Annotated in this window: 17 protein-coding genes; all 17 read left to right on the top strand. The window is 41.5% G+C overall.

Annotated features, from left to right (window positions below; genetic code table 11):
- Position 1 precedes the first annotated feature (1 nt).
- The 17 genes from trmFO (at position 2) to FILTAD_RS11580 (ending at position 15,163) form a co-directional block, all read left to right on the top strand.
- Positions 2-1,312 (top strand): FADH(2)-oxidizing methylenetetrahydrofolate--tRNA-(uracil(54)-C(5))-methyltransferase TrmFO, encoded by a 1,311-nt coding sequence (gene trmFO / locus FILTAD_RS11660; RefSeq protein WP_124070933.1) that lies wholly within the window; start codon positions 2-4, stop codon positions 1,310-1,312.
- A gap of 319 nt (positions 1,313-1,631) precedes the next feature.
- On the top strand, positions 1,632-2,525 hold the full coding sequence (gene xerC / locus FILTAD_RS11655; protein WP_124071229.1) for a tyrosine recombinase XerC: 894 nt from the start codon (positions 1,632-1,634) through the stop codon (positions 2,523-2,525).
- 12 nt (positions 2,526-2,537) lie between these two features.
- Complete coding sequence (gene hslV / locus FILTAD_RS11650) at positions 2,538-3,080, top strand: ATP-dependent protease subunit HslV (protein WP_124070932.1); 543 nt, start codon at positions 2,538-2,540, stop codon at positions 3,078-3,080.
- Positions 3,077-4,477, top strand: a complete 1,401-nt coding sequence (hslU, locus tag FILTAD_RS11645) for an ATP-dependent protease ATPase subunit HslU (RefSeq protein ID WP_124070931.1) — start codon at positions 3,077-3,079, stop codon at positions 4,475-4,477. Before hslV ends, hslU begins: the two co-directional genes overlap by 4 nt.
- A gap of 88 nt (positions 4,478-4,565) precedes the next feature.
- Positions 4,566-5,345: a GTP-sensing pleiotropic transcriptional regulator CodY gene (codY, locus tag FILTAD_RS11640; RefSeq protein WP_124070930.1), complete on the top strand. Its 780-nt coding sequence runs from the start codon at positions 4,566-4,568 to the stop codon at positions 5,343-5,345.
- A 304-nt stretch (positions 5,346-5,649) separates the two neighbouring features.
- Positions 5,650-6,042 (top strand): flagellar basal body rod protein FlgB, encoded by a 393-nt coding sequence (gene flgB, locus FILTAD_RS11635; protein ID WP_124071227.1) that lies wholly within the window; start codon positions 5,650-5,652, stop codon positions 6,040-6,042.
- A gap of 2 nt (positions 6,043-6,044) precedes the next feature.
- Positions 6,045-6,506, top strand: coding sequence for a flagellar basal body rod protein FlgC (gene flgC, locus FILTAD_RS11630; RefSeq protein ID WP_124070929.1), 462 nt, complete (start codon positions 6,045-6,047; stop codon positions 6,504-6,506).
- A gap of 24 nt (positions 6,507-6,530) precedes the next feature.
- Positions 6,531-6,839: a flagellar hook-basal body complex protein FliE gene (gene fliE / locus FILTAD_RS11625; protein ID WP_124070928.1), complete on the top strand. Its 309-nt coding sequence runs from the start codon at positions 6,531-6,533 to the stop codon at positions 6,837-6,839.
- Between the two features lie 184 nt (positions 6,840-7,023).
- A complete protein-coding gene (gene fliF / locus FILTAD_RS11620) occupies positions 7,024-8,610 on the top strand; it encodes a flagellar basal-body MS-ring/collar protein FliF (RefSeq protein WP_124070927.1) in 1,587 nt (528 codons plus the stop codon).
- Between the two features lie 14 nt (positions 8,611-8,624).
- Complete coding sequence (gene fliG / locus FILTAD_RS11615) at positions 8,625-9,638, top strand: flagellar motor switch protein FliG (protein WP_124070926.1); 1,014 nt, start codon at positions 8,625-8,627, stop codon at positions 9,636-9,638.
- A complete protein-coding gene (gene fliH, locus FILTAD_RS11610) occupies positions 9,622-10,401 on the top strand; it encodes a flagellar assembly protein FliH (RefSeq protein WP_124070925.1) in 780 nt (259 codons plus the stop codon). Before fliG ends, fliH begins: the two co-directional genes overlap by 17 nt.
- A gap of 2 nt (positions 10,402-10,403) precedes the next feature.
- Complete coding sequence (fliI, locus tag FILTAD_RS11605) at positions 10,404-11,735, top strand: flagellar protein export ATPase FliI (protein WP_124070924.1); 1,332 nt, start codon at positions 10,404-10,406, stop codon at positions 11,733-11,735.
- Positions 11,732-12,181: a flagellar export protein FliJ gene (gene fliJ, locus FILTAD_RS11600; protein ID WP_124070923.1), complete on the top strand. Its 450-nt coding sequence runs from the start codon at positions 11,732-11,734 to the stop codon at positions 12,179-12,181. The genes fliI and fliJ overlap by 4 nt, the downstream gene beginning before the upstream one ends.
- Before the next feature lie 4 nt (positions 12,182-12,185).
- A complete protein-coding gene (locus tag FILTAD_RS11595; RefSeq protein ID WP_124070922.1) occupies positions 12,186-12,791 on the top strand; it encodes a MotE family protein in 606 nt (201 codons plus the stop codon).
- 40 nt (positions 12,792-12,831) lie between these two features.
- Complete coding sequence (locus FILTAD_RS11590) at positions 12,832-14,109, top strand: flagellar hook-length control protein FliK (protein WP_160117608.1); 1,278 nt, start codon at positions 12,832-12,834, stop codon at positions 14,107-14,109.
- A 3-nt stretch (positions 14,110-14,112) separates the two neighbouring features.
- Positions 14,113-14,760 (top strand): flagellar hook assembly protein FlgD, encoded by a 648-nt coding sequence (flgD, locus tag FILTAD_RS11585; protein WP_345788901.1) that lies wholly within the window; start codon positions 14,113-14,115, stop codon positions 14,758-14,760.
- Positions 14,761-14,779: 19 nt separating this feature from the next.
- A complete protein-coding gene (locus FILTAD_RS11580) occupies positions 14,780-15,163 on the top strand; it encodes a TIGR02530 family flagellar biosynthesis protein (protein ID WP_124070919.1) in 384 nt (127 codons plus the stop codon).
- Positions 15,164-15,209 lie beyond the last annotated feature (46 nt).

The raw sequence follows: 15,209 nt of genomic DNA, 5'->3' as shown, positions 1-15,209 counted from the left end.
GATGACAACCATCGTAAATGTAATAGGTGCAGGACTTGCTGGAAGTGAAGCAGCGTGGCAAATTGCTAGCCGGGGAGTGAATGTCCGACTATACGAGATGAGACCCGTTAAACAGACGGCTGCGCATCATACAGACAAATTCGCGGAGCTTGTGTGCAGTAACTCGTTACGAGCGAATAATTTAACGAATGCAGTCGGTATTATAAAAGAAGAGATGAGAAGACTAGATTCGCTTATCATTCGCGCTGCAGATGTATGTGCGGTTCCTGCTGGCGGCGCATTAGCAGTTGATCGTCATGAATTTGCAGGGCATGTAACGGATGCGATTCGCAATCACCCCCTTATTGAAATCGTCAATGAAGAAGTAACGAAGCTTCCAGAAGGCATTACGGTTATCGCAACGGGTCCTTTAACTTCACCTGATTTAGCTGAACAGATCCGTAAACTGACGGGCGAAGAATATTTGTATTTCTATGATGCAGCTGCGCCTATCGTTGAAAAAGATTCAATCGATATGGAAAAGGTCTATCTAAAGTCGCGCTATGACAAGGGTGAGGCAGCATACTTGAATTGCCCGATGAACGCTGAAGAATTTGCTCGCTTCCACGAAGCGCTCGTTACAGCAGAAGTTGCCCCTTTGAAGGATTTTGAAAAAGAAATTTACTTTGAAGGGTGTATGCCAGTGGAAGTGCTTGCACGGCGTGGCGAAAAAACGTTATTATTTGGTGCTTTAAAACCGGTTGGACTCGAACATCCGATAACGGGTAATCTACCAAAGGCAGTCGTTCAACTCCGTCAAGATGACGCAGCGGGAACCTTATATAATCTTGTAGGTTTTCAAACGCATCTGAAATGGGGGGCGCAAAAGGAAGTCATTCGTTTAATTCCAGGTCTTGAGAATGTTGAAATCGTCAGATACGGTGTTATGCACCGAAATACATTCATCAATTCACCCCGTGTTCTTGACGTGACGTATCAGCTGAAAGCCGATCAAAATGTATTTTTTGCAGGACAAATGACTGGTGTTGAAGGATATGTTGAATCAGCAGGCTCCGGCCTTATTGCCGGAGTAAATGCAGCAAAACTTGCGCTTGAAGAAAACCTAATCGTTTTCCCGAAAGAAACGGCCCTTGGAAGTATGGCAAGATATATTACCGAAGCCAATCCCAACAATTTCCAACCTATGAACGTCAATTTCGGTTTGTTCCCTGCATTAGAAGAACGCGTGAAATCGAAGGTGGAGCGTGCAGAAAAGCATGCAGAGCGAGCACTCAAAGCGATAGATGAATTTCGGCCAACGGTTACCATTTAAAAGTTGTTTGCGTAAAAGAAGTCTGGGGAATTTTCCTGGGCTTCTTCTTTTTGACATTGATATGAACAAATTGTGTCGAAAAAAGAAAAATTTAAGAAGACGTCAGACTTCTTAGAGTTTAAAGGTTGCCGTGGCGTGGTATTCTATTGTATAGTGAATCGTGGATGACTTTCGAATCTCTGAACTAATCGCCCTATTGGATCAATTGTGAAGATTCGATATGAAGATAAACTAGTTATACAGTATGAAATCCTATTCATAGGAGTCTTACTCTTGTTATATTTTAGAAGACCTACATACGGAGGTGGAATGATTGACGATACTACCATCAATCGTCCGCGATGAATACATTTCATATGTACGATTGGAAAAGAATTATTCCGTATATACTGTTTTGGAATACGAAAATGACGTGGAAGCATTCTTGTCGTTTCTGGAAGGTGAAGGTTTAACTGATCTGAACGAAGTGACGTATCCGGTAGCAAGACTCTATGTAACAACGTTGTATGATAACGGCTTATCAAGAGCTACAATTTCAAGGAAAATATCTTCAGTCCGATCCTTTTACAAATTCGCAAATGCTCGATACGACATTAATGACAATGCATTTAGAGCGCTCCATCACCCGAAGAAGGAAGAACGGCTTCCGGCTTTTTTTTATGAAGAAGAAATGGAACAGTTATTTTCGGCGTGTGTTGGTGAGGATAAAAAATCACTTCGGGATTATGCAATTCTGGAAATGCTTTATGCGACTGGAATTCGGGTAAGTGAGTTAACATCCATCCGTTTGGGGGATATTGATAATCATCTAGGCATTGTTATGATTATGGGGAAAGGAAGAAAGGAACGTTACGTGCCTTTTGGAAGTTTCGCACAATCCGCACTTGATGAGTTTCGCGAGAAGAGTCGTCTGTTGTTGATGAAACAAAAGGAGCATGATTTTCTGTTCGTCAACTTACGGGGTGATCCTTTAACAAATCGCGGTGTCCGTCATATTTTGAATGGGATGATGGAAAAAGCCTCGCTTCATTCAAAAATTTATCCGCATATGATTCGCCATTCATTTGCAACGCATCTGTTGGCAGCAGGGGCCGATTTGAGATCTGTACAGGAACTTCTCGGTCACAGCCATCTCTCGTCGACACAGGTATATACACATATAACGAAGGAACATTTACGAAAAACGTATATGAATACGCACCCGCGTGCATAGGAGGATGATGTTATGGAATTCCATGCAACGACTATTTTTGCAATACAACATGAAGGTTCGTGTGCCATGTCCGGAGACGGTCAGGTCACAGTAGGAGAAGCGGTCATCATGAAAAAAACCGCTAAAAAAGTACGTCGTTTGTTTGGCGGCAAAGTATTGGCAGGTTTTGCTGGATCGGTAGCAGATGCATTCACGTTATTCGAACTGTTTGAAAGCAAACTGACAGAGTATAACGGGAATTTACAACGAGCATCCGTGGAGCTTGCAAAAGAGTGGCGTGGAGATCGAATTCTGCGGAAATTGGAAGCAATGCTCCTTGTTATGGATAATGAAAAGTTATTACTCGTTTCAGGAACAGGCGAAGTGATAGAACCGGATGATGGTGTGCTTGCTATTGGTTCAGGTGGTAATTATGCACTTGCTGCCGGACGCGCATTGAAGAAGTATAGTGCAAATTCACTAACCGCGGAACAAATTGCAAGAGCGGCACTGGAAACAGCGTCAGAAATATGTGTGTATACAAATGATCAGATTGTTGTGGAGGTGCTCGCATGAAAAAGAGTCAGGAACTCACACCCAGGGAGTTGACAGCGCATCTTGATCACTACATAATCGGTCAGGAAAATGCGAAACGTGCAGTAGCAGTAGCGATTCGCAATCGGTATAGAAGAAGTCTTCTCTCTGATGATGAGAAAAACGAAGTTATTCCGAAAAATATATTAATGATTGGTCCAACCGGAGTCGGGAAGACTGAAATTGCAAGGAGAATTGCAAAACTGGTAAATGCGCCTTTCATTAAGGTGGAAGCGACGAAATTTACTGAAGTTGGTTACGTTGGGCGCGATGTTGAATCGATGGTGAGAGATCTTACCGAAGCCGGAGTTCGTATCGTTCAAAAAGAACAACGTGAAGCAGTTAAAGATCAGGCGGCGAAACTTGCGGAACAGCGTCTTATCGAATTGCTCGTTCCTGAAAAGAAAAAGTCGGGTGGTATGCAAAATCCATTCGAAATGCTGTTCGGGCAAAAAAACGAACCTGAAGAACCGGATCAATCAGAAGTTACCGAAGTGAAACGTAAACGATCTGAGATTGCACACAGTCTTGATGCAGGTGAATTGGAAGAAGAAATGATTACTGTGGATGTCACAGCTCAACAGCCATCACTTTTCGATGCGATGCAAGGGTCAGGTATGGAACAGATGGGTGCCAATATGCAAGATGCGCTCTCTTCCTTAATGCCGAAAAAGACAATGAAACGAAAATTAAAAGTGAAAGACGCCCGAAAAGTATTACAGGCAGAAGAAGCGGATAAACTGATTGATCAGGATGAAATTGCGAGGCGTGCAATTGAGCTAACAGAACAATCCGGGATTATTTTCATTGATGAGATGGATAAAATAGCAAGTCGTGGAGGAAGCGGTTCTTCTGCGGACGTTTCAAGAGAAGGCGTCCAGAGAGATATTTTACCGATTGTTGAAGGATCAGCAATATCGACAAAGTATGGAACTGTAAACACGGATTTCATTCTTTTCATTGCCGCAGGTGCTTTTCATACAGCAAAACCATCCGATATTATTCCCGAATTGCAAGGTCGCTTTCCGATTCGGGTGGAGCTCGATAAATTGTCAAAAGATGACTTCGTCCGAATTTTAAAGGAACCTGATTTCTCGCTTATTCGTCAATACGAGAAGTTGCTTCAAACCGAACAAGTAACAATTGATTTTACAGAAGAAGCAGTTACGCGAATTGCGGAGATCGCTTATGAAGTAAATGATGAAACAGAAAATATTGGCGCGAGAAGGCTTCATACGATTTTAGAAAAGCTGCTCGAAGAACTTTCTTATGAAGCGGCAGAAATCGGACCGACATCGATTAAAATAACGCCGGCATATGTCGACGAAAAGCTCAAAGAAATTGCAAAAAACAAGGATTTGTCACAATTTATACTTTAACCGATTCGTTTTAGTTTATTTAATGATTAAAAACCTTTAGAATATTCATTAAACGTATCAACACCCAATTCAAGGAGGAAGAAAACAAATGACTACACTACTAATTAGAACAAGAGAAATTAATGCGATGTTACAAAAATCGGCAGGAAAACCGGTTAACTTTAAAGAAATGGCTGAAAAGCTTAGCACGGTAATCGAATGTAATTCGTTTATCGTAAGTAGAAAAGGAAAATTGCTCGGCTTAGGTTTCCATCAGCAAATTGATAACGAACGTATGAAAAAAATGTTTGAAGAACGTAAATTCCCTGAAGAGTACACACAAAACTTATTCAATGTAAATGAAACATCATCAAACTTGGATGTTTATAGTGGGTATTCTGTATTTCCAGAAGAAAATCGTGAGTTATTTAAAGACGGTCTAACTACGATTGTTCCAATTATCGGTGGTGGTGAACGTCTAGGAACGCTTATCTTGGCGAAAGCAAAAGAGCAATTCCAAGACGATGACCTTATTTTAGCCGAGTACGGTGCAACAGTTGTCGGTATGGAAATTTTACGTGAGAAATCAGAAGTGATTGAATCGGAAGCTCGCAGCAAGGCAGTTGTTCAAATGGCTATCAATTCACTCTCTTACAGTGAGCATGAAGCGATTGAACATATTTTCAAAGAACTTGATGGCAATGAAGGCCTTCTTGTTGCATCGAAAATTGCAGACCGTGTAGGTATTACACGTTCAGTAATCGTAAATGCGCTCCGTAAACTTGAAAGTGCAGGCGTTATTGAATCACGTTCACTTGGTATGAAAGGCACATATATTAAAGTGCTTAACAGTAAGTTCCTAGAAGAACTTGAGAAACAAAGAAACTAAAAGTATCAGCATTTTGACATCCCGTTGATAAATCGATGGGATGTCTTTTTTTATGCGAAAAAAAAGGGGAATATGAGTAGTTATAAAGCACTTATTATTATTGGTTCTATAGGCCTTCATTATTTTAAAATAACATATAGTAGAAAATAAAAAGAAGATATTGGTCTATGGAATAACATACTTCTTCCATAGACAAGAAACTACAATATCCGATACAATAGATGTAGTTACGACAAAAGTAGTTTAGTAATGGACGTATATATAGGGTTAAAAATACAAACAAAGGGAAGAAGAGGTGTATAAAGTGAACCTTTTCGGAAATACGATTTCGAGTTTAGAAAGCGGATTGGATTTTTCCGCTACTAAAGCTAAAGTAATCTCGCAAAATATTGCAAATATCGACACGCCGAACTATAAAGCGAAAAACGTCAGTTTTAAAGACGTATTTGCAGATGCAAAAGAAAACAATCTACACGCCTATCGCACAAATCCTCGCCATATTGACTTCAATACACAATCAACGCATTCAGGTGTCCTCAATTACTCGAATCTCCGTTATCGCAACGATGGCAATGGAGTGGACATGGACAAAGAGCAAGCAAATCTTGCTTCAAACCAAATCTACTATAACGCGCTGGTTGATAGATTGAATGGAAAATTCAACACATTACAAAACGTTATTAAAGGAGGCCGTTAACGATGTCAATCTTTCATAGTATGAATACATCGGCTTCCGCATTGACCGCACAGCGCTTGCGAATGGATGTAATTTCTTCAAATATGGCAAATATCGATACGACACGAGGGAAGATGGTAGATGGAGAATGGCAGCCATATCGTAGGAAAACAGTTACCTACCAGCCTAAAGAAGGTCAATTTTCTTCCGTGTTGGATGCTGCGATGGGGAAACAAGTTAAAGGTTCTGCCGGATACGGCGTCACAGTTTCAAGTATAAAAGAGGATACTGAAACGCCATTTAAACTGGTATTTGATCCATCACATCCTGATGCGAACGATGAAGGTTATGTAGAAATGCCGAATGTCGATCCGTTACGGGAAATGATTGACCTGATGTCAGCTACTCGTTCATACGAAGCAAATGTCACGGTACTCAATGCTAATAAATCAATGCTCATGAAAGCACTTGAAATTGGGAAATAACCGTTTAGAGAGGATGACATAAAAATGGCGATACAATCAATTTCTGCACTTACACCTTCACTAGGTTTGCAGAAGCTGGATAACCAAATGAAAGTTACACCTTATGAAGCACAGCAAAACTTTGGAAGCTTTCTAAAAACAGCAATTGAAGAAGTAAATACGAAGCAGTATGAATCAGATATGATGACACAGAAACTCATACAAGGTGGAGATGTCGAACTGCACGACGTCATGATTACTGCACAAAAAGCATCGGTTGCATTAAATGCAACAATGGGAGTCCGCAATAAAGTAGTGGAAGCGTATCAAGAAATCATACGGATGCCTGTTTGATTGAACGTACTAGCCCATTTATCCCACATTAACGGGCAGTAAGACCCCCAACTTCAAGTCTTCGAGAAACTAAGAAGAATAAGTGGGGGATCAACTGCCCGTAAAAGCCGGAATGGCTCGGGCCAACAGGAAGTTTCGCTTTATCATGGGAACCAGAATTATGTAAGCTGACCGGAGGATTACAATGAATGAAAGAGTTACGAAAATCAGAACGGACATCCGTGAGTTCTGGTCTAGTCGCACGAAAAAACAAAAAATAACATATACCGCTTCCGTTGCAGCTATTATTGTATTCGCCGCCTTTTTAACATTTTTCTTGTCAAGAACAGACTATGTTTCGCTTTACTCTGATGTCTCCCGTGCGGAGATTGGACGGATTAAAGAGCAGCTAGATAGTCAAGGTGTTCCAAGCAAAGTTGCGCCTGGCGGTACTTCAATATTAGTGCCTAAAGAGCAAGTCGATGATTTACTTGTAACGTTGGCAGCCGAAGGGTTTCCGGATTCAGGAATGATCGATTACTCTTTCTTCTCGGAAAATGCAGGATTCGGGACAACAGATAACGAGTTTAATATGATCAAGCTTGGCGCGATGCAAACGGAACTCGCGAACCTGATCAAAGGAATCGATGGTGTAAAAGACGCAAAAGTAATGCTGACACTACCGACCCAAAGCGTATTTCTGAATGAAAATATTCAACAAGCGAGTGCATCCATCGTTCTAAAAACAAATCCAGGTCAAAAGTTCAATGAATCCCAAATTAATGCACTTTATAATTTGGTTTCCAAAAGTATGCCGAATTTAGCAAAAGAAGACATTGTAATTATGAATCAATACTCAGAATACTACGATTTAACTTCAAACGACAATGGCTACGGCACAAGTGTCGTTGATCAAATGTCCATTAAAAAGACAATCGAACGGGACTTGCAACGGCAAGTACAAATGATGCTTGGCACAATGATAGGGCAAGACAAAGTAATCGTTTCAGTGACAACAGACATTGATTTCCAAAAAGAAAACAGAGAAGAAGAACTCGTTACCCCTGTCGATGAGGAAAGCATGGAAGGGATCGCGCTTAGTGTCCAACGAATCACCGAATCATTTACAGGCAATGGTCCAACTGCCGGAGGTACGCCGGAAGCAGAAGACCCAACAGATAATGGGACTGGCTTTGCTGAAGGAACTTTTTCCAATGGCGATTATGAAAAAATTGAAGAGACCATAAACAATGAAGTGAATCGGATACGTAAAGAAATTGTGGAAAGTCCTTATAAAATTCGTGATATTGGTATCCAGGTCATGGTAGATATACCAGAAGAAGCGGAATCTATGCCTACAAATATTAAAGGCGACATCGAGCAGATTCTTGCAACGATGATACGTACAACAATCGATAAAGAGGCCGCGGGCGAACTGACTGATGAAGCTTTGAGTAATAAAATTGTTGTTTCGACGCAACGATTCAATACAAAACAAACTGATTTTACGGCAACAGAACCGGTAATTCCATGGTGGATTTATGTGATAGGAGGAGCACTTCTATTAATTATAGGAGTTCTAAGCTTCCTCTTCATTCGAAACCGACGTGAAGCGGAAGAATTAGAAGAGGAACTTGTACTGGGAGAGCAGATTGTTCAATCAGACGTGGATGACATAAATAAAGAGCAGGAAACAGAAGGAACTGTCCGCCGTAAGCAACTGGAGAAAATGGCGAAAGAGAAACCGGAAGAATTCGCGAAACTTTTACGTACGTGGATTGCCGAGGATTGACGGGGGGATAACGAATGGTGAAAAAGGATAAAGGAATGTCGGGGAAACAAAAAGCGGCACTCTTGCTCATTTCTCTTGGACCGGAAGTATCAGCCTCAATTTATAAACAGTTGAACGAAGAAGAAATTGAGCGTCTGACGTTAGAAATATCGGGCGTGAAAAAGGTAGAGTCTTCGGTGAAGGAAGAAATCATAGAAGAATTTCATACAATCGCCCTAGCTCAAGATTATATTTCGCAAGGCGGGATTGGCTATGCAAAAACAGTACTTGAAAAAGCACTCGGTAAAGATCATGCACAAGCAATCATTAATCGCTTAACATCATCATTGCAAGTAAGGCCATTCGACTTTGCAAGACAAGCTGATCCATCGCAAATCTTGAACTTTATTCAAAATGAGCACCCACAAACAATTGCACTCATTTTGTCTTACTTGGATGCAGAGCAAGCAGGATTGATATTGTCTTCATTGCCCCAAGAAGCACAAGCGGATATCGCGAGACGCATCGCGACGATGGATTCTACTTCACCAGAGGTCATTAGTGAAATCGAAGCTGTACTTGAGCGGAAACTATCGTCAACCGTTACACAGGACTATACCGAGACGGGCGGCGTGGATGCAGTCGTTCAAGTGCTGAATGGAGTCGACAGATCCACTGAGAAAACCATTCTCGACGCACTTGAAATTCAAGATCCCGAATTGGCAGAGGAAATCCGTAAAAGAATGTTTGTTTTTGAAGATGTTGTTACACTTGATAATCGATCAATTCAACGGATTGTCCGTGATTGTGAAAACGAAGACCTGATTCTTTCACTAAAAGTGTCAAGTGAAGAAGTAAAGGATGTCCTGTTTAGAAATATGTCGCAACGGATGGCGGAATCTTTCCAAGAAGAAATGGAAATTATGGGGCCAGTCCGTTTACGCGATGTAGAAGAAGCCCAATCCCGCATCGTTGCTATTATTAGAAGACTTGAGGATTCGGGGGAAATTATTATTGCGCGCGGCGGAGGAGATGACATCATTGTCTAATGTATTCCGTTCTCACAATACCGTTTCTGAAGAAGGCAAAACAAGAGAGATTGGTATACGTAATCTTGTACCAATCCGTGATATTGATCCAGAAACGGAGCTATCACGGAAAATGGTTCTTGCAGAGCGAGACAAGCTGTTAAAAGAAGCACAGGACATGGTTGAACAAGAAAAGATGGCCATTGACGCGATGCGACGAACGGCAGCCGACGATATAGAAGCAATGCATAGCGTTTGGCAAGAAGAAAAAACGGAACTTCAACAGAAAGCATACGAAGAAGGGTTCCAAATTGGTTATGAGGAAGGTCGCAACAAAGCGCTTTCTGATATGGCCACTTCCATCCAAACAGCAAATGAAACAACGGCGCAGTCTTTGACAAACGCAAGTCACTATATTGTCAGTCAGGAAAGGGTCATTTTAGATCTTGCAGTGCGCACTGCTGAACGGATTATAGGCCAAACGCTAAAAGAAGACGAAGAAATCTACTTGTCCGTTGTTAAAAGAGCCTTGAAAGAAACGCGTGAAATGAAAGAAATCAAACTATATGTATCACTCGATTATTTTGGACTTATTTCTGATAATCGATCCGAGCTAGCAGCGATTTTCCCTCCGGATGTACCATTCCTAATTTTTGCAAATGAAGATTTCGATTCAACACAATGCTTCATTGAAACGAATCATGGCCGAATTGTCGTCAGTATCGATGAACAATTGAATGTATTAAGAGAAAGGCTCGTCGAAATCATGGAAAGTGGTGATTGACCATGAAAAAAGCGAAGCAACTAGCAGAACTTATCCCCAACGTGAAGACGTTCAAAAAATTCGGACGTGTTGTACGTGTGGTTGGTCTTATGATTGAATCTAAAGGACCTGAAAGTTCAATCGGTGATGTCTGTCATATCCATTTGAATACAGCTAGTAAAACCGATTCGATAATCATGGCAGAGGTTGTCGGATTCAGGGAAGAAATTGTCATTCTAATGCCTTTTACAAATATTCGAGACATATCAAGTGGCTGTTTGGTGGAAACACTGGGTAAACCGCTTGAAGTGAAAGTTGGCATGAACTTAATTGGTAAAGTGCTCGACTCGATGGGCAATCCGATTGATAAAAGCCAATTGCCTAAAGGGTTAACATCCGTCCTTACGGAACAAGATCCGCCGAACGCACTGACACGACCGCCGATAAACGAAAAGCTTGCTGTCGGTGTAAAAGCGATTGATGGAATGTTGACAGTTGGAAATGGTCAGCGTGTTGGTATCTTCGCAGGTTCAGGTGTTGGAAAAAGTACATTGCTCGGAATGATTGCGCGTAATACCACTGCGGACCTGAATGTTATCGCATTGATTGGTGAGCGGGGGCGTGAAGTCCGGGAATTCATCGATAGAGATTTGGGGCTTGAGGGGATGAGTCGTTCCATAGTTGTGGCAGCGACATCTGACCAACCGGCACTAATGCGTATTAAAGGTGCATTTACCGCAACCGCAATCGCTGAATATTTTCGAGACAAAGGGATGAACGTTATGCTCATGATGGACTCCGTCACTCGTGTCGCAATGGCGCAACGTGAAATCGGACTGGCGGTGGGTGAGCCGCCCGCAACTCGTGGGTATACGCCTTCCGTATTTTCGATTTTACCGAAATTACTTGAACGAACAGGGACGAATAAGTACGGAGCGATTACAGCCTTTTATACCGTACTTGTCGATGGCGACGATATGAATGAACCGATTGCGGATGCTGTGCGAGGCATACTGGATGGACATATCGTCCTTGACCGCACACTGGCGAACAAAGGACAATACCCAGCCATAAACGTACTGAAGAGCGTCAGCCGTTTGATGAACCATATCGCCGATCCAGATCACGTAAAAGCTGCTGAGAGGTTACGCGAACTCTATTACACGTACGATAAATCCGAAGACCTCATTAATATCGGAGCCTACAAACGCGGCACATCAAAAGAAATCGACCAGGCCATTGAATACGAACCGCTCATCACAAATTTCCTGAAACAAGGGTTTAAAGATAATATCGCAATTGATGATAGTATCACAGAACTCGTTGCACTCGGAAACGGGGGTAGGACCTCATGACAGCCTATCAATACCGATTTGAAAAAGTCCTGTCATTCCGTGAACAGCAAAAAACAGAAACAGAAATAGAATACAAGAACGCTATTCAAGCTTTTGAAGAAGTCGCGACAAAATTGTACGACCTGTTGAAGAAGAAAGAAGATGTCTTCAACAAACAGCAAGAACGGATGGCTATCGGTTTTTCCATTAATGATATCCATCATTACTCGCGATTCATCGGCAGTTTGGAAAAAAAAATCGCGGAATTACAACAACAGGTTATGCAGGCTCGCTCTAAAATGAATTGGTATGAAGATAAATTGTTGGAAAAAACATTGGAAGTTAGAAAGTATGAAAAGATGAAAGAGAATGACCAAGAACATCACCGTGCTGAGGAAGAGCAATTGGAAGCGATAAGACTGGATGAATTATCGACCTTGAAATACCGCAGAAGAGAAAACGGGTGATTATGTGGCGAAAAAAAACAAACAAGCTAAAGAACTAGCAAAGATAAAAAAAGAAAACTCACCAAAAGTTGTGCAAATCATAATGCTTTGGGTGCTTATCCCTCTTTTGTTTTTAGCGGCTGTCCTTCTCATTATTGCAAAGTTTGCAGATATTAACGTTTTTGACGAAGCAAAAGAGTTAACGAAAAAACTTCCTTTTACGAGCGAAAAGAAAGAAGAAGGCGATGGAGCAGATAACCTTGTACTTGAGGACAGCGTTGTGACATTGCAAGCGGAAATCCAAGAAAAAGAAGCGCAGTTATTCAAGCTGCAAAAGGACTTGGATACTTCGGCTGCAGAAAAAGACAAGCTGCTTATCGAACAGGAGCGACTTCTTGATGAAATTGATAAACTCGTACGGGAAAAAGATGATTTCAAACGTAAGTTTTCAGAGATTGTGTCAACATTTGAAAAGATGTCTGCTAAAACTGCGGCACCCGTTCTGACGAAAATGAATGATGCCGAAGCATTGCAACTATTAACGAATATGAAACCAGATACACTTGCTGCGATATTAGAAAAGATGTCACCGGAAGATGCTGCGAAATATACGACGATGATGACTAAGTAATGGTTGGCAAAAAACGATAATAATGAAGGGAGGTGAAAAAATGAAAATCGCAACGATTCGGGCATTTGATGGTATGGACCATCCATCTGTCTCAAACAAAAAAGCGGCTCAAGGAACATTCAGAACAGTTTTAAGTAACGTTAGCTCTAGTAATCAAACTTCAACCGTTTTACCTAGCCAAAGTAATAAAAAATTTAAAAGTACAGATAAGGAAATCGTGTCAATTATTGGTGCGAAAACTTTTGAAGAACTAAAGGCTACTGTAAAGGAAATTACTGGTGATGAAACGAAGATCAGCATACTAGAAAATAACTTGGGTGATCTTGGCCAGATTGCGGAACAACTGAACATCGCTCCTGCACAACTACTGGATAGTCTACTCTCATTTCTTGAAAAAGCGGGCCTTCGTGAAAGTGATTTAGCGGAAATTACCAACACCGATGATATATGGGCTGTGCTTGATAAAATTGACAAAGTAGCCCCGCAGTTTTTCAATCAATTGGCAGAAGCACTGGAAGGAAAAGGGGAAATACCTAATCAACATGCGGTTGGGCTTTTGGCATTTTTGAAAACGATAGAACTAATTGCGCCTAAAAGTGATTTGCTTATGATGCAAGAGCAACAGGTTTTCGGCCTTCAAGGATTTCTTAAGGCGGTAAGCGAACGACTAGAGGATACATTTAAATCCAGTATTACTACAAAAATGGGCATGGTACAATTAATGGAACAGCGACGTGAAGTAGGTGTCCTTGTCCAGATAGATTCGGGCCAAAACACTAATGAAGATGGAAAGTCGAAGAGCGGCACTGAATTAGCACAGCAAGCCATAAGCGGTCATACAGGAAATGCTATTGTATTTAAAGGCGAAGTCACTGCTGCTGAGCTTGAAAGTCGAAACAATACACGTAATGAGACATTGCTACGTGAAATGCAAACTATCTTAAAACGATCAAACTTCGGTCAAACGGGTGGAACAAACCGATTGCTAATCAAGTTATACCCAGAACAACTTGGACAACTACGGATTGAATTGCTCCAGAACAACGGAGTCATGACAGCACGAATTCTCGCGTCAACGTCCCTTGGCAAAGAAATGCTTGATAGCCAGTTGAATCAGCTAAGAAGTGCATTCCAGCAACAAAACTTGCAAGTGGAGCGGATAGATATCACCCAAACACTACAAGATACAAACAGAAATGACCGCAATCAATCTTTCAACCAGCAAAATGCGCAACAACACCTAATGGATGAACAGCCGGAACAACACACAGAGGAAGAAATGACGTTCCAAGAATATATGATCGAGTTGGAGGCGTAAGTGTTGATTGAAGGACAAAAAGCGATTTCAGCTTCAGATTACTTAGTCAATAAAAAACGGGATGAACGTAAAACTGGCGATGGCGTTATGGGGAAAGATGATTTCATGAAATTACTCATCGCTCAACTACAAAATCAGGATCCGACAAATCCGATGAAAGATAATGAATTCATTGCACAAATGGCTCAATTTTCTGCTCTTGAACAAACGATGAACCTATCAAAGTCATTCGATAAGTTTGCTGAAGCACAAAATCAATCGCAACTAATTCAGTATAATAGTTTCGTTGGGAAGAATATAAAGTGGCATGAAATTACAGAAGAAACCGGTGAAGATGGAAAACCGGTCGTTAGTGAGGGAACAGGTATGATTTTCTCTATAAAATTTGTCGATGGTTCTGCTGTGTTTACAATGGAAGATGGTAAAGAATTGACGCCGGGCAATATTTCAGAAGTGTTAGCAGGATCGGGCAGTGCAAACAGCCTTGTCGAAGCAAGTATGTTAATCGGTAAAACAGTTGGTTATACAGACGGGGAAGTGGAGAAATCGGGACTGGTCGTATCCGTTTCAAATAAAGAAGGAAAACTGCAGTATGTATTAAATGATGGTAGTCGCATTGATGGCAACAGTTTCTCATCAATAAGCCAATAACAACGAAAGGAGCGAGTGTATGGACAAGTTAACTATCCATCGCACTCCATCGCAACCGCTCATTCGCCAAGGACAGCCTTTACAGCCTGTGCAAGATGGCCCCAAACAATCGTTTCTCGAACATCTGAACAAGGCAATGCAACCTGCTGAACTTAAAATCAGCAAACATGCAAGCGAACGTTTAGCGGAACGGAGCATCCAAATTTCGGATGCCGAATGGGCACACATCAAGGATAAGGTCAACGAAGCGAAGATGAAGGGAATCAAAGAATCGCTCGTACTGATGGACCAAGCAGCACTAATTGTCAGCGCAAAGAACTCGACGGTCATCACGGCGATGGATCGTATGGAAGCGAAAGATCAATTATTCACAAATATCGACGGCACAATCGTACTTAGTTAAACGTGGCAGGACCTAATGGATGCCAATTATCTGCCGACTGAATGAA

Origin of the sequence: Filibacter tadaridae, assembly GCF_900609045.1 — a bacterium.
In the GTDB taxonomy this organism is placed as follows: Bacteria; Bacillota; Bacilli; order Bacillales_A; family Planococcaceae; genus Sporosarcina; species Sporosarcina tadaridae.
The sequence above is the reverse complement of the archived record's forward strand: the minus strand, read 5'-3'. Positions and strand labels throughout refer to the sequence as shown.

Bases quoted from the DNA above. Each gene is read 5' to 3' on its own strand.
- trmFO (WP_124070933.1), top strand. From the start codon at position 2: ATGACAACCATCGTAAATGTAATAGGTGCAGGACTTGCTGGAAGTGAA.
- hslV (WP_124070932.1), top strand. From the start codon at position 2,538: ATGGAATTCCATGCAACGACTATTTTTGCAATACAACATGAAGGTTCG.
- hslU (WP_124070931.1), top strand. From the start codon at position 3,077: ATGAAAAAGAGTCAGGAACTCACACCCAGGGAGTTGACAGCGCATCTT.
- codY (WP_124070930.1), top strand. From the start codon at position 4,566: ATGACTACACTACTAATTAGAACAAGAGAAATTAATGCGATGTTACAA.
- flgC (WP_124070929.1), top strand. From the start codon at position 6,045: ATGTCAATCTTTCATAGTATGAATACATCGGCTTCCGCATTGACCGCA.
- fliE (WP_124070928.1), top strand. From the start codon at position 6,531: ATGGCGATACAATCAATTTCTGCACTTACACCTTCACTAGGTTTGCAG.
- fliF (WP_124070927.1), top strand. From the start codon at position 7,024: ATGAATGAAAGAGTTACGAAAATCAGAACGGACATCCGTGAGTTCTGG.
- fliG (WP_124070926.1), top strand. From the start codon at position 8,625: ATGGTGAAAAAGGATAAAGGAATGTCGGGGAAACAAAAAGCGGCACTC.
- fliH (WP_124070925.1), top strand. From the start codon at position 9,622: ATGACATCATTGTCTAATGTATTCCGTTCTCACAATACCGTTTCTGAA.
- fliI (WP_124070924.1), top strand. From the start codon at position 10,404: ATGAAAAAAGCGAAGCAACTAGCAGAACTTATCCCCAACGTGAAGACG.
- fliJ (WP_124070923.1), top strand. From the start codon at position 11,732: ATGACAGCCTATCAATACCGATTTGAAAAAGTCCTGTCATTCCGTGAA.
- FILTAD_RS11590 (WP_160117608.1), top strand. From the start codon at position 12,832: ATGAAAATCGCAACGATTCGGGCATTTGATGGTATGGACCATCCATCT.
- FILTAD_RS11580 (WP_124070919.1), top strand. From the start codon at position 14,780: ATGGACAAGTTAACTATCCATCGCACTCCATCGCAACCGCTCATTCGC.